Below are 15219 nucleotides of genomic sequence, written 5' to 3'. Positions count from 1 at the left end.
CGTGCTTTGGTTTTAACGATTAAAAAAAAATTGTAGATTTGCGTTGTACCTTAATTAAATTTAATAACTAACACTATGTTTAAAATAATTCTTATAGCTGTTGCTGTAATACTAGTTACAATTGGTTTAGTATGGCTAATTGACAAATTTATTCCTTCTAAAATGAAGCCTGTTTTAACAATTGTTCTATGGGCTTTAATTATCTTTTTAGGATACCAGACTTTTATGTCTGTATACGAACCTATCCAATTTAACAAAGTAAAGGATAAACGTTATGCACTAGTTATTGATAAACTAATTGATATTAGAGATGCTCAATTAGCGCATCAACAAGTTACAGGTAAATTTGCACCTAATTTCGATAACTTGGTGAAATTTTTAGATACTGCAAAATATACTATTACGCAACGTAGAGACTCTACAGTAATAGATGAAGAGTTAACAAAACGTTATGGCGGCGTAGAAACTACTAAAGAAATTACAATTATTGATACTTTAGGATTTAAGTCTGTGAAAGATTCTTTATTTAAGAATTCTGATAGATTTAGAACAATGATGAACGTGCCAAATACAGATACACAATTTGAGATGAAAGCTGGTTTATTAGAACAAAACGATTTAAAAATACCAGTTTTTGAAGCTAGCGTTAAAAAAGCTGTTATTTTATCTGATCAAGATAAAGATTTAATAGCTCAAGAAAACGAAGTTGTTTCTGTCGATGGTGTTAATGGAGACGCTTTAAGAGTGGGTTCTATGACCGAAGTTAAAACCAATGGAAACTGGCCAAAAACCTATGGAGATAGCGAATAATACGCCAAAAACATTAAAACATATAGATTTGTCCATTCAAATAAGTTTGAATGGACTTTCTTTTTGTGTTCTAAATAAAAAATCAAATACCATTACCTATTTAAAGCATTTTGAGAAAGAAAAAAAACTCTCTCCTTTTGATGCTTTAGATTTTCTAAAACATCTTTTTAATACTGAAAGTGAGTTACAACAAGATTTTAACAACATTCATGTTATTTATGTTAATGAGTTAGCCACTATTGTTCCTAAAGCTCTATTTGATGAAGAACTGCTAGCTGACTATTTAAAATTTAATTCTAAAATTTTAAAATCCGATTTTATTGCTTATGACTCATTAGACATTAATGAAAGTGTCTCTGTTTATGTTCCATACGTAAATATTAACAATTATATTTATGACACTTTTGGTAGTTTTACTTACAATCATTTTTCATCAATTTTAATTGAAAAAGTACTTCAAATAGAAAAACATGCTGAAGATGCGAAACTTTATGTCCATGTAAATAAAGAACATTTTGAAATTGTAGCTACAGATAAAGGAAAATTAGTCTTATACAACACATTCGATTATTCTAGTCAAGAAGATTTTATCTATTATATTCTTTTTACTGTAGAACAACTAAAATTAAACCCTGAAAAAATACAGCTTATCTTTCTAGGTGATATTGATAAGGAATCCAACTTATATACAATTACCTATAAATATATTAGACATATAACTTTTGGAACTAAGCCGAACACCTATAATTATACTAACAAACCAAAATCTAATTATTCAGATTTTGTATTAACACAAAGCTTTTAATGCGCATCGTTTCTGGAAAATTTAAAGGCAGACGAATTACTGCTCCAAAAAAATTACCTGTTCGTCCAACAACAGACATGGCTAAAGAAGCTTTATTTAACATTCTAAACAACTTATATTATTTCAATAATATTTCCGTTTTAGATCTTTTTGCTGGAACTGGCAACATTAGCTATGAATTTGCATCCAGAGGCACAACACAAATAACATGTGTCGATCAAGATTATGGTTGCATCAAATTTATAAATGAAACAGCTCGTAGTTTCGAGATGCCAATACAAACCATTAAAAGCGAAGTGTTTAAGTTTCTTGAAAAAACAACGCAAAAAGCTACAATCGTATTTGCAGATCCGCCTTATGATTTTTCAATTGAAGACTTTACTAAAATTCCAGAAATCGTTTTTAAAAACAACTTATTAGAAAAAAATGGCATTTTAATAGTTGAACATTCTAAACATACAGACTTATCTCAAATTGATAATTATAATTATTCTAAAAGTTATGGTGGAAATATGTTTAGCTTTTTTGAGATTAAAAATAATGACGAAGAAGAATAGTTAAAAAAAATCCCAAATAGCATACACTAAATGGGATTGTTTATTTAAGTAAATCTATAAGCCGAATTCTGTATGTCCTGAACTCATTTCAGGATCTCCCCAACAATAGTTCAAAACATCCTTATCATTTATCTGAGTGCATTGTTACCAATACACTTTAGCTGCCTACCCTCCAACATCAAGCGTGCAGCTCTCAAACGTTGGTTTACATGACATTGCACCACATAGAGTTTACCTGGTTTCACTACAGCATTACCTGTACATACTTTCTGTTGCACTTTTCCTAGCCTCACGACTGGTGGCCATTAACCACTATGTTGCACTTTGGTGTTCGGACTTTCCTAACCAAAACAAGTTTGGTTCGATAAGGCAATCTACTTGTTGGCAAAAGTACACAAATTGTTAATAAATACTATTAAATACTGAAGCCAGAATTCTAAATTCTGAATTGAATTTTTAACTTTGTTGTATGGAACATTTTGTAGTATCTGCACGTAAATACAGACCCCAAACATTTAAAGATGTTGTGGGGCAGCAGGCTATTACAAATACCTTATTAAATGCTATTGAAAACAATCATTTAGCACAAGCACTTCTTTTTACTGGACCTCGTGGTGTAGGGAAAACAACATGTGCGCGAATTTTAGCGAAGATGATTAATAGTGATGGAACTGAAAAAGAAGATGAAGATTTTGCTTTTAACATTTTTGAGCTAGATGCTGCTTCAAACAATGGCGTCGATCAAATTAGAGAATTAACAGACCAGGTTCGTATTCCACCACAAGTAGGAAAGTACAAGGTGTATATTATCGATGAAGTCCACATGCTTTCTCAAGCTGCTTTTAATGCTTTTTTAAAAACCTTAGAAGAGCCTCCAAAACATTGTATTTTTATTCTTGCAACAACAGAAAAACATAAAATTATTCCAACGATTTTATCTCGTTGTCAAATTTTCGATTTTAAACGCATTACTGTTAAAGACGCTAAAGAGTATTTAAAATATATTGCTAAAGAACAAGGTGTTACTGCTGAAGACGATGCCCTTCATATTATTGCGCAAAAAGCAGATGGAGCTATGCGTGATGCGCTTTCCATATTCGATCGTGTGGTTAGCTTTACAGGAAAAAATTTAACCAGACAGGCTGTTACCGAAAACTTAAACGTCCTTGATTATGAAACCTATTTTACAAGTACAGACTACATACTTGAAAATAATATTCCAAGCTTATTGGTTCAGTTTAATAGTATTTTAGCCAAGGGTTTTGATGGCCATCATTACATTGCTGGATTAGCATCTCATTTTAGAGATTTATTAGTTTGTAAAAATTCTGAAACCATAGAACTATTAGAAGTTGGCGAAGAAACTAAAGAGAAATATCTCATTCAATCTCAAAAAACATCACAATCGTTTTTACTCCAAGGTATTGAAATGGCAAACGAATGTGATTTGAAATATAAAACCAGTAAAAATCAACGGTTACTTGTTGAATTATGCCTTATGCAGCTTGCCTCTATCACTTATGATGGAGAAAAAAAAAATAGCAAAAACTTCATAATTCCTGCTAGTTACTTTATTAAAAAAGGCATTAAGCCAGTTCCTGTTGCTGTACCAGAAATTCAAAATAAAAAGACTGACAAACCAATACAGGACACTTCATCTAATGCCACAACACAAATAGCTCAAACTTCTGGGAATATAAAAAAGGAAGTTCTTAAGCCAAAAATTGAAACTCCTAAAATTTCATTAAATAGTGGTAAAAAAGCCACTTCTGGTTTGTCTTTAAAAAGTATTAGAGCTAAAAAAGAACATCAAATCAAGCAGATGGAAGTGGTTGTTGATGAAGAAAATTTACCAACAGACAGTTTTACAAACGAAGAATTCATGTCTTTATGGAACACTTTTGTCAAACAATTAGAAGAAAAAGGACAGTTTAATCTAGCTTCAATTCTTTCTATAGACACGCCAAAAGTTAAGGGAACAACCATATATTTAGAATTTCCAAATGCGACGAACAAAGTTGAAGTTGAACGTCAACAATACGATTTGATGGTGTTTTTAAAAAAATCCTTAAATAATTACGATCTTCATTTATCCATTGACGTTAATGAAGAGATGGAAAAGAAATATGCTTATACATCCAGGGACAAGTATGAGAAATTGTTGGAGAAAAATCCAGCTATTGAGACCTTAAGAAAAACGTTCGATTTAGATATTTAATTATGAAAACTTTATTTTCTTCTTTATTCCTTATCTTATTTATTTTATTGGCTAGTTGCGATGGCAGAGATCGTGTTTTTAAATCCAATACTGAAGTTTTATTAGAAAATAAATTATTAGATTCTTTTTCTGAAAACATCACTTACATTCCAGAAAGCTATACTGAAGTTGTAACAGACACCATTCTAAGTAATGGTTTTCATATAAAAATGAAAACATACTCCAACATGGAACAAAGTGTCTTGAACACTTTTAATCGCGACACTATAAACCACAAAGAATATTATAGAGAGTTTGTTTCAGAAGTTATAATTACAAAAGATTCGAAAGAAATTTTTAATAAAAAAGTTGATAAACAGTTTTTAGATACAATTATAGAAGATCTACAATTAAACAATGCCATAGTTAAATTATCCTTAGATGAATCTTCATCTATTGAAGACAACAAAGTGGTTCTTTCTGCAATGATTCAGAAAATAGATAGTAAAAACATACACTTTTGGGATCTTGTAATTCATTCCGAAGGCACTTATAAATTACAGGAAGTTAAAGAACTTTATGCATATTCTAATTAGTTAATTTTATAAAATGACTAAACAAAAAATCATGTTAGGCTTAAAATTACCAACAGATCCACGTTGGGTAAACATTGTAGAAAAAAATATTGAAGACATCTTAACAGATCATGCCTATTGCGAGCAAAAAGCTGCCAGTACAGCTATTTCTTTAATAGTAGGTTTTCCTGAATATACAGAGCTTGTACAAGAAATGATTGCTTTGGTAAAAGAAGAAATTAGTCATTTTAAAATGGTCCACGATCGTATTTTAGATAACGGTTGGACTTTGGGTCGCGATAGAAAAGACGAGTATGTTTTAAAACTCTTTACATTCTTTCCTAAAGGAGGTAGCAGAACCACACAACTAGTACACAGGTTGCTTTATGCAGCATTAATTGAAGCCAGAAGTTGTGAGCGTTTTAGGTTGCTTTCGGAAGAGTTGGAAGACAAAGAACTTGCTGAGTTTTATAGAAATTTAATGGTAAGCGAAGCCAACCATTATACCATGTTTTTAGGTTTTGCGAGACAATATGGTGACCGAAAAGAAGTCGATGATAAATGGCAAGACCTTCTTGATTTTGAAGCAGGTATCATGAAAGACTTGAGCAAGAAGGAAACTATTCATGGATAAACATAAAAAAACTCCGATGCTATAAGTATCGGAGTTTTTTTATGTTTCAATTATTGTTTAAATCTTGACACCAACACCTATTTGGATGTTGCTGTTTTTTGCTTCGAAAGTGGATTCGTTATCAATAACATTGGTAAATCCATAATGATATCTAGCATCGATAAAAATATCGTTTGTAATAAAGAGTTCTAAACCTCCAACCATCGAAAAAGCAAAGTTTTTTCTATTGTCTTCATGTTCCCACACTTTAACACCAGCCATTGGTCCTGCTCCTATAGAGAACCTCTCGCCAAATCGATATTTAAATAAGATTGGGATTTGTATATAATCTATTCTTAAATCTTTGTCTTTAGCACCTTCAGCAGAAAATTGAATTTCTGGAGCAATTGCAATTGTTTTAGATAGGTCGTATTCACCAAAAAATCCTATGGCAAAACCATTTCTATGTGTGTTTTCAAACACTGGACTTGGATCGAAATCCAGATTGGAAATGTTTAATCCAGCACGAACGCCATATAGGCTTCCTTGTGAAAATGAATATGTAGAGCATATTACAAAAGCCAAAATAAAAATTGTTTTTTTCATAATAAAAATATTTTAAAAAGTAGTTTCGGGTTTCTAATGAGGCTAATATATATGTTTTGATGAAAAGTGATATATAATAAAGATTAAATGTATAATTTTTACTGTGTATTGCTAGAAACTGTGTCGTAGTAGATGCTTTTAATAATCCCATCGGATAATCCTATCTTTGGAACATAGATGTCTTTTGCGCCACTCCATTTCATTGCTGAAAGATAAATTCTTGTTGCAGGAATAATAACATCGGCACGATCTTGATTAAGATCTAATTCTGTAATACGCTCTTCGTAAGAATAAGATTGTAAGGTATTATAATAAGACGTTAAGTAAAAATAAGTCAAAGGTTTACCCAAGGCTTTACCAGAAATTTTAAATATTTTATTGATATTCCCTCCAGAACCAATGACATCTACTTTTTCATAAGCTTCTGTGTTTTGCTTAATCCAATTTTCTAGATCCTGCCAAGTTTCTTTTTTCACAATATCGTTTAGCAGTCTTACGGTTCCAATCTTAAACGATTTAGAGGTTATAGATTCTCCTTTACTAATTACAGTAAACTCACTACTTCCACCACCAACATCTACATACAGATAGGTTTTGTTTTTATCTATATACGAATGTAAATCTGTTGCTGCAATGATAGCTGCTTCCTCTTCGCCTTCTATAATATCAATTTTTATTTGAGTGTTTTTATAGACTAATTCTGTGATCTCATTTCCATTAATTGCTTCTCGCATGGCTGAAGTTGCGCAAGCTTTATATTTTACAACATTATGCGTTTTCATTAATAGCTTAAAAGCTTTCATAGTATCGATAATTCGATTTTTATTGTATTCTGAAATGGTTTGTTCTAAAAAAACATCGGCTCCAAGACGAACAGGGACACGTACCAATGAGCTTTTTTTAAAGCGAGTTTCTTTTCCTTTTTCCTCAATAATATTTGCTATAAGCAACCTAACAGCATTTGAACCAATATCTATTGCAGCATATTTTTTTATTGAAAGCATATTTAATTTTCCAGTTTTTTAGAATAATAATCGTACAAAGCAAATTGCGACCTTACTTTTGGTGCTTTACTTTTTCTATATTCATTTTTTTGTGATTTATTGAGAATTCTAGCTTTAACATTATCGCTCCAAGAAATGTTGAAGGTTTCTATAAGTTCTTGTTTAATGTCTTCATCGTAAATTGGACAACTTACTTCTACTCTATTTTCTATATTTCTAGTCATAAAATCGGCCGAAGAAATATATACTTTAGGATTGTTATTGTTACAAAACATGTAGAGTCTCGTATGTTCTAAAAATTTATCAACAATACTAATAACTTCAATGTTTTCGCTCATTCCTTTAACTCCCGGAATTAAACAACAGATACCACGAATTATCATTTGAATTTTAACTCCTGCTCTACTGGCTTCATATAACTTATCTGCCATCTGAAAGCTCGATAAACTATTCATTTTTAACCGAATATATGCAGGTTTTCCGTCTTTTACATTTTGAATTTCTGTATCAATAAGTTTAAAAAAAGCTTTTTGTGTATAATGTGGTGATGTAATTATGTGTTTATATCTATATATCTTATAGTTTATTTCGAAGAAACTAAAGACTTTGTTAAGATCTTTTAATATTCTTTGATCTGAAGTAAACAAGGTGTAATCTGTATAAATCATAGCTGTAGATTCATTAAAGTTTCCTGTACTTACAAATCCATAACGCTTTAATTTATTATTTTCTTCACGTTCAATGACACACATTTTACTATGTACTTTTAAGCCTTGAACTCCAAAAATCATGTTGACACCTTCATTTTGCATTTGTTCGGCATAATCGATGTTTGCTTGTTCATCGAAACGTGCTTGAATCTCAATAGAAACTGTTACTTTTTTACCGTTTTTTGCAGCATTAATTAAGGAACTTGCAACATGAGAGATTTCAGCTAATCTATAGATGGTTATTTTTATCGTTCTAACAGCTGGATCTAAAGCTGCTTCACGAAGAAATTTAACAACATATGAAAACGTATGATATGGTGCATATTGCAGATAATCTTTTTTAGAAACACTATCAAAAATACTTTCTTCTAAACTTAATCCTTTTACAGGTAATGGTTCGATTTTAGAATAGAGTAAATCTGTTCTTCCAAGACTTGGAAAGCCCATATAATCTCTTCTGTTATGATATCTACCACCTGGAATGATACTATCGTGAGAATCAATTCCCATTTTTGCCATTAAATAAGATAAGGTTTCTTTGTCTATTGTCTTATCGTATACAAATCTTACAGGTTCTCCAATTTGTCTATGTTTAACACTATCTGATATTTTTTCTATAAAACTTTTACTTAAATCACTTTCAAAATCTAGTTCAGCATCTCTTGTTATTTTTATCATATGAGCAGAAATGCTATCATAATCAAATATATTAAAGATATCATGTAAACAATATCGCAATAAATCGTCTAGCATGATAATGTAACTTTTACCATCTTTTTCTGGTAAAACCACAAAACGATCCATGGTTTTAGAAATTTCAATTAAAGCATATTGATGATTTGCATTATTTAAAACCATCTTTACGGCTAAATAAGCAGCACTATCTTTTAAATTTGGAAGTTCTACTTGATGACTTAAAATAATGGTTACTAAAGCTGGACTTACTTTTTGAATAAAATATTGTTTAACAAACTGATGTTGAGATGCATCTATTTCCGTTTCATTAATAATAAAAATATGTTCCTTTTCAAGTTGCTTTTCTATATTACTTAAAATCTTTAAACTTTCGCTTTGTTGTTCAATTACTATTTGAGTAATTTCTTCTAGCAATTCTTGTGCTCTAATACCCCCTAATTCACTTTTTGCTCCTTTTCCAGCTTCAACAATTCGTTTAACCGTTGCGTATCTTACTTTAAAAAATTCATCCAGGTTGTTAGAAAAAATTCCAAGAAATCTTAACCTTTCAATTATAGGTACATTTTTATCGGCCGCTTCTTGCAGCACTCTAGCATTAAATTGCAGCCAACTAATTTCTCTATTTATATAATTATTATCAAGCTTTTCTGCTTTTGTCATAAAATCGAATTTATTACTACAAATATATTCTATTAGAATTTATTATTAAGAAGAATTTTGCCATACTTCATCTACTTTAATATGTAAAAAAAGTACAGGTTTAAGGATGGAGTTTACTTAAAAAACATTGTATACCATGTATTCATGCTATAATAATTACAGTATTAAGTTATTCTCTATAATCTTTAGGAAACATAATATGAGTTGTATGACCTTTCTTAATATACTGCCAAGAGTCTATTTGAAAATCTATGACTACTAATCCACTTGTAGGAACATTTTCTATATATCTATCTCCATATGTATTTACAAAATATGTTAATGCATGATTATGACCAAAAATCATTAAACTATTTATATCATTTTCAACTGTTTTAATCACTTCAACAAGATTTTCTCCAGAAAAATCATAAAGATTTGCATTTAAAATGAGGCTTTTATTATTAATATTTAAATTATTTATAAATATTTCGGCCGTTTTTTTTGCTCTTTTTGCAGTACTTGAAAGTACTTTGTCTGGAACCATTTCTAATTGTTTAAACTGCAATGAGACTAATTTAGCATCTTGTAACCCTCTAGTTTTCAACCCTCTATCATGATCACTAAGATTCTCTTCCCAAGAAGATTTAGCATGTCTAATTATGATTAGTTTTTTCATTTTTTACGATTAAATGCATTTTTTATCGATAAAGTGTTGCGTATGTCGGACATATGACTTATTTTGGCTACTTTAAAAATACAGTGAGCTATTAAAAATATCAAATATTATTTATTATGACTATAAAATCTTAAAAATTTAAATAACAAATAACTAGTTTAAAAGTTTGGGGCCATAAAACTCAATCGGCTAATTAATCTATTTTACCGATTAAGTGTTTCTAACTCTCATCTTATCGAATTTATAAGTTATTTAACATTTTTATTTGATTGGATTGTTTAATCGCTATTTATTTGTTACGTAAGCTATTAATTAAAAATGATCCCAAGTCTAAAAAATTTACTTAATCCATTTTACATTGATGTATCAATGTACTTCCCTCAACAACCAATACAAAATACTGTAATAGAATTACTTAAAATATAATTTTATTAAAGTTTTACATTTTATTATTTAAGGTTTAACAAAATTAAACTTAAAAAAATTATGAGAAATAGAATTAAACTAACGTTTACAAACTATTTATTAGTTTGTTTTATGATGATTTTCTTTACAAGCATAAGTTTTGCGCAAGAAAATAACATTTATAAACTGCCTGATAATTCGGACCAAAATTCATTAAGGTCATCAAGAATTACAAACTATCCACAAGATTTATTATACGACTTAGAACCTTCTGTCTACATTAAAAATAATAATGTAGAAAATGTTGTAGGTGTTGCTTCTCCAAAAGTGCTAAAACTTAAGGACGTCAATTCTATTCCATTTTTATCAAATAGAAATGCCTTGTATAATAAAGTAGAAATGATAACTATTAATGTAACATCTCTAAGTGATTTATCAAGACCTTTTATTGTAGATGATATTAGAGGGTTTGCTAATTTAAAATACATCTATATTAAAAGTGAATTCTTAATCACAGAAAACCAAATAAGAAACTTTATCCAAAATGCCGATCCTGAGATTAGTATTTTTTACAAAATATTTAATCGCTCATAATTGGTATTAACTTCATTAAAAGTTACACAAATGGAAAACTTATACACTTCAAAATTTAAAAACTATAAATCTTTTGCTCAATTTGCATTAGTAGCTGTTATTTTCTTATCAGCTACATTTTATAGTTATAGTCAAGTAAGAGTTGATTTTGAACCGAGAACTTCAATTTACACTCCGTCAAAAACCATATACAATGTTAAAGGGGATTTTACCATGATGGGAAACACCAATTTAACTTTGGTATCTTATGGTGATAACACCAACAACGGTGGTAACGACATGCGTTATGTTGATATTGATTCTGATGTCAACACCTTAAACTCTTCATCTGCAGTACTTGAACTTTCAGAAGAAAACGGCGCCATTCAAGAATGTTCTAACATTGTATATGCTGGTTTATATTGGAATGGTCGTGCTGGTTCGAGTAATACATTTACTGTAACTAAAAATGTCCCTACAGGAAACACAACAACGCAACAAATAAACACTACAGATGTTATTTATGATAATGAAAATATACCTAATACTAATTACTCCCTAGATATTAGTAGTTCTGGTGGCACATATACATACACGTTTACACCTTCAGGTGCAGGCAATGTCATAAGTTTTATATATAGAACATCTGGCAATAACGAAACATTACATGTCTCTGTAAATAGTGGCCCAGAAACGGTTGTCCCAACTAATTCTGTGGATGATAACAATGCGTATTTAAGCACACCTTATCAAATACATTCTGATGCAAATTATACCTTGGAAGTAACACGTTTAAGATTACAATGGACAGATAGAGCTTATGTAAATATTTCTTATTTAGAAACAGTAGACGAATATACTACCATAACAAAAAATTACGATAAACGTAAAGTTTCAATTAAGGGTCCAGGTGCTGGAAATTACACCCAATTAACGGCAGATGCGAATGATATTTATTACCCAACTTCATCAGACGATTATATGTATTCTGCATACAAAGAAGTTACAGATTATGTTAAAACACATGGTCTAGGTAACTATTTTGTTGCAGATATTGCGTTGAGAGAAGGTGATCCAGATGGTACCGGTTACTATGGTGGCTGGGGAATGGTTGTTGTTTACGAAAACACTAAAATGAAATGGCGTGATGTAACTGTTTTTGATGGGCATGCTTATGTGGTTTCTGGAAGTAATAATCAATACATTATTGATGTTGATGGATTTAATGCCGTTCAGAGTGGAGATGTAAATGTAAAATTAGGTGTTATGGGTGGTGAAGGTGATGTTGCCTTTACTGGTGATACATTCCAAATTGAAAATAGAGACACCAACACTTATACAACCTTAAGTCATTCTGGAAACAATACCAATAACTTTTTTAAATCCTCAATAAATACAGGTGGAAACTTAAGAAATCCTAGTTTATTAAATAATACAGGAATAGATATTAGTATGTTTTATATTAATAATGCGAATAAATCCATTATTGATAATCAACAAACAAGTACATCCTTTAAATATTTTACAAATGGAGATACGTATTCTATTCATAATGTAACTTTTTCAGTAGATGCCTATATACCAGAAACTGAAGGTTTATTATCTTTAGAAACAATTAATGGAAACCCAGCTCCTGCAAACCCAGTTGTAACTCCTGGCGATATTGCTAGTTATAAAATAGAAGTCAAAAACAAAGGGTCTGAAGCAATTGTTGATGGTAGATTGGTGATACCAATTCCATTTACATCAAATTATGTCCCTGGAAGTATTAGCACAAATCAATATCATACATTATTCCAATCTAATCCACCATACTTTGACGCTGCAGAAGGTGCTACAGGTGCCATTATTTGGGATATGCCTTATATTCCATTAAACGAAGGTACAGAAGAAGAAGGTACTTTAGGTCTTAATATGTTATTGGCCGATATTACTTTCGAATTAAAAGCTACTACAGATTGTTCCATACTTATTAATGACAATTGCGCACCAAAAATTGTGCTTTTAGGTGGTTATATTGAAGGTACGGGTCAATTGTCAAGCACAGATTATTCTTTACCTCTCATTCAAGGATATCAAACAAATGGTGTCTGTCAAGGAGAACCAAACGCAGATCCTATTGAAATAGGAATTGATTCAGAACAATTTATCCTCGATAATTGTACAGATGCCTCTGTAGAAAGAGAATTCTTTTACTGTGGTAGCACAGTAAATGGTATTCCTGTTTCTGAAATTTCTGGTAATTTCCCACCTGGCTCAGTTTTTACTAATGAATACCCTATTGATTCAAATACTGAAATTTATGATTTAAACAACCCATTCCCTGCAAACACTGGTGTATCAACTTACTATGCTATACCTCCTGGGGATTCAGGTTGTAACTATATCTTTACAATTGAAATAAATGAACTTGTAACTGTTCCAACGGCTGATAACTTAACATATTGTTTAAACGAGACAGCTAGCCCTTTAACAGCTACTTCAACAGATCCAAGTTATGTTTTATTATTTTATACAAACAATGATCCTGGAGCAATTGGACAAACTACATTAACACCAAATACCACTACTGCTGGAACATTTACTTATTATGTTTCTGAAGGTCCTAGTGAAGCTTGTCAAGGAGATCTTGTAGCTATAACTGTAGAAGTGCTTGAAGAAATTAGTATTACTTTAGAAGATTTAACTCCTACAGACTGTGCTAATGGAAACACTGGTGCTATTGATATCTCAGTTACTGGAGGTTCTGGTAATTATACATACGCATGGAATGATGCTGGAAGCTCTACAACTCAAGATATTTCAGGTTTACCTGCTGGAACTTATACTGTTTTAGTTGAAGATGTAGATTCTAATTGTAGTGCTACTGCTGAATATGAAATTACTGTTGAAGACGCTACGCCTCCTACAATAACAGCGCCTAATAATTTTTCTATTGAAGGCTGTCTAGCTACAGATATTACTAATGGAGGTCTAACTTCATTACCTTACAGCGAAACTGATACAGCTATTACTGAAGCAGAGTTTTTAGCTGAAGGTGGTACATTTACTGAAGATAATGTTACTAGTATAACTTATCAAGATAATTCGTCAGGTTCTTGTCCTCTTATTATTACAAGAACATTTACAATTGTTGATGGTTGTGGCATTGCCGCAACAGCAGATCAAACAATAACTATTAATACACCTGCTTTAACTATTAATGAAGCCGATGGTGCTGAACCGGTAAATTGTTTATCTGAAGCAACTGAAACATTTACAATTCCAACAATTACTGATGCTTGTGGTAATAATTTAACTCCATCAAATGCAGTTATAACAGATAGTCCAGATCCAATAACTTGTGAAGGAACAAGAACTTATACCTATACCTATACTGATTGTAATAATAATCAAGATACTTGGTCATATGTTTATACCATAGAATATATCAATCTTGATCCTATTGCTGAAACAACCGATACTGCTGATTGTGTGGCTAACATTAATGTGCCAACACCTCCATCAGTTACAGATAATTGTGGTAACGACATCACTCCTGTAGGACCTGTTGTATCTGATGCTCCAGCTTGTGAAGGCGAAGTAACTTATACTTGGACATATACAGACTGTGCTGGGAACTCGCAAAACTACGTACATAGAGTAACGATTGATTTTGCGGACTTAGATCCTATTGCTGAAACAACTGATACTGCTGATTGTGTGGCTAACATTAATGTGCCAACACCTCCAACAGTAACAGATAATTGTGGTAACGACATCACTCCTGTAGGACCTGTTGTATCTGATGCTCCAGCTTGTGAAGGCGAAGTAACTTATACTTGGACATATACAGACTGTGCTGGGAACTCGCAAAACTACGTACATAGAGTAACGATTGATTTTGCGGACTTAGATCCTATTGCTGAAACAACCGATACAGTTGATTGTGTGGCTAACATTAATGTACCAACACCTCCAACAGTTACAGATAATTGTGGTAACGACATCACTCCTGTAGGACCTGTTGTATCTGATGCTCCAGCTTGTGAAGGCGAAGTAACTTATACTTGGACATATACAGACTGTGCTGGGAACTCTCAAAACTACGTACATAGAGTAACGATTGATTTTGCGGACTTAGATCCTATTGCTGAAACAACCGATACAGTTGATTGTGTGGCTAACATTAATGTACCAACACCTCCATCAGTTACAGATAATTGTGGTAACGACATCACTCCTGTTGGACCTGTTGTATCTGATGCTCCAGCTTGTGAAGGCGAAGTAACTTATACTTGGACATATACAGATTGTGCTGGAAACTCGCAAAATTACGTACATAGAGTAACTGTTGAATTTGAACCATTT

Annotated in this window: 12 protein-coding genes and 1 other RNA gene; 8 read left to right on the top strand and 5 right to left on the bottom strand. The window is 31.5% G+C overall.

Annotated features, from left to right (window positions below):
- The first annotated feature begins 75 nt into the window (after positions 1 to 75).
- Genes ACI5KZ_RS02685 through ACI5KZ_RS02675 form a run of 3 tightly spaced genes read left to right on the top strand, consistent with a single transcriptional unit; the run spans position 76 to position 2172 of the window.
- The gene (locus tag ACI5KZ_RS02685; RefSeq protein ID WP_406846822.1) at positions 76 to 810 is read left to right on the top strand and encodes a hypothetical protein; all 735 of its coding nucleotides are present in this window, start codon (positions 76 to 78) and stop codon (positions 808 to 810) included.
- A complete protein-coding gene (locus ACI5KZ_RS02680; protein ID WP_406846821.1) occupies positions 773 to 1615 on the top strand; it encodes a DUF3822 family protein in 843 nt (280 codons plus the stop codon). Before ACI5KZ_RS02685 ends, ACI5KZ_RS02680 begins: the two co-directional genes overlap by 38 nt.
- A complete protein-coding gene (locus ACI5KZ_RS02675; RefSeq protein ID WP_109309872.1) occupies positions 1615 to 2172 on the top strand; it encodes an RsmD family RNA methyltransferase in 558 nt (185 codons plus the stop codon). Before ACI5KZ_RS02680 ends, ACI5KZ_RS02675 begins: the two co-directional genes overlap by 1 nt.
- 41 nt (positions 2173 to 2213) lie before the next feature.
- Here ACI5KZ_RS02675 and rnpB read toward each other — a convergent pair.
- Positions 2214 to 2553: RNase P RNA component class A (gene rnpB / locus ACI5KZ_RS02670), an RNA gene on the bottom strand.
- A gap of 88 nt (positions 2554 to 2641) precedes the next feature.
- On the opposite strand from rnpB, the gene ACI5KZ_RS02665 reads away from it, so the two are divergent.
- The 3 genes from ACI5KZ_RS02665 to ACI5KZ_RS02655 are packed head-to-tail and all read left to right on the top strand — an operon-like array spanning position 2642 to position 5578.
- Complete coding sequence (locus tag ACI5KZ_RS02665; RefSeq protein WP_109309871.1) at positions 2642 to 4390, top strand: DNA polymerase III subunit gamma/tau; 1749 nt, start codon at positions 2642 to 2644, stop codon at positions 4388 to 4390.
- A gap of 2 nt (positions 4391 to 4392) precedes the next feature.
- On the top strand, positions 4393 to 4965 hold the full coding sequence (locus tag ACI5KZ_RS02660) for a hypothetical protein (RefSeq protein WP_109309870.1): 573 nt from the start codon (positions 4393 to 4395) through the stop codon (positions 4963 to 4965).
- 31 nt (positions 4966 to 4996) lie between these two features.
- Positions 4997 to 5578: a tRNA-(ms[2]io[6]A)-hydroxylase gene (locus tag ACI5KZ_RS02655; RefSeq protein WP_406847038.1), complete on the top strand. Its 582-nt coding sequence runs from the start codon at positions 4997 to 4999 to the stop codon at positions 5576 to 5578.
- Positions 5579 to 5635: 57 nt separating this feature from the next.
- Here the strand turns inward: ACI5KZ_RS02655 and ACI5KZ_RS02650 are convergent, their stop codons facing one another.
- The 4 genes from ACI5KZ_RS02650 to ACI5KZ_RS02635 form a co-directional block, all read right to left on the bottom strand.
- Positions 5636 to 6163 (bottom strand): porin family protein, encoded by a 528-nt coding sequence (locus ACI5KZ_RS02650; protein ID WP_109309869.1) that lies wholly within the window; start codon positions 6161 to 6163, stop codon positions 5636 to 5638.
- Between the two features lie 98 nt (positions 6164 to 6261).
- A complete protein-coding gene (locus ACI5KZ_RS02645) occupies positions 6262 to 7167 on the bottom strand; it encodes a Ppx/GppA phosphatase family protein (protein ID WP_109309868.1) in 906 nt (301 codons plus the stop codon).
- 2 nt (positions 7168 to 7169) lie between these two features.
- Positions 7170 to 9233, bottom strand: coding sequence for a polyphosphate kinase 1 (gene ppk1, locus ACI5KZ_RS02640; RefSeq protein ID WP_109309867.1), 2064 nt, complete (start codon positions 9231 to 9233; stop codon positions 7170 to 7172).
- Positions 9234 to 9402: 169 nt separating this feature from the next.
- A complete protein-coding gene (locus ACI5KZ_RS02635; protein WP_406846820.1) occupies positions 9403 to 9891 on the bottom strand; it encodes a SixA phosphatase family protein in 489 nt (162 codons plus the stop codon).
- 486 nt (positions 9892 to 10377) lie between these two features.
- On the opposite strand from ACI5KZ_RS02635, the gene ACI5KZ_RS02630 reads away from it, so the two are divergent.
- Together ACI5KZ_RS02630 and ACI5KZ_RS02625 are read left to right on the top strand one after the other, a co-directional pair.
- The gene (locus tag ACI5KZ_RS02630; RefSeq protein ID WP_123808406.1) at positions 10378 to 10890 is read left to right on the top strand and encodes a hypothetical protein; all 513 of its coding nucleotides are present in this window, start codon (positions 10378 to 10380) and stop codon (positions 10888 to 10890) included.
- 30 nt (positions 10891 to 10920) lie between these two features.
- Positions 10921 to 15219 (top strand): SprB repeat-containing protein (locus ACI5KZ_RS02625; RefSeq protein ID WP_406846819.1); only part of this gene is annotated, 4299 nt, incomplete at its 3' end.

The sequence above is a fragment of the Xanthomarina sp. GH4-25 genome, from assembly GCF_045363175.1.
Taxonomy (GTDB): Bacteria; Bacteroidota; Bacteroidia; order Flavobacteriales; family Flavobacteriaceae; genus Xanthomarina.
Note: the sequence above shows the minus strand (reverse complement) of the source record. Positions and strands in the feature narration are given on the sequence as shown.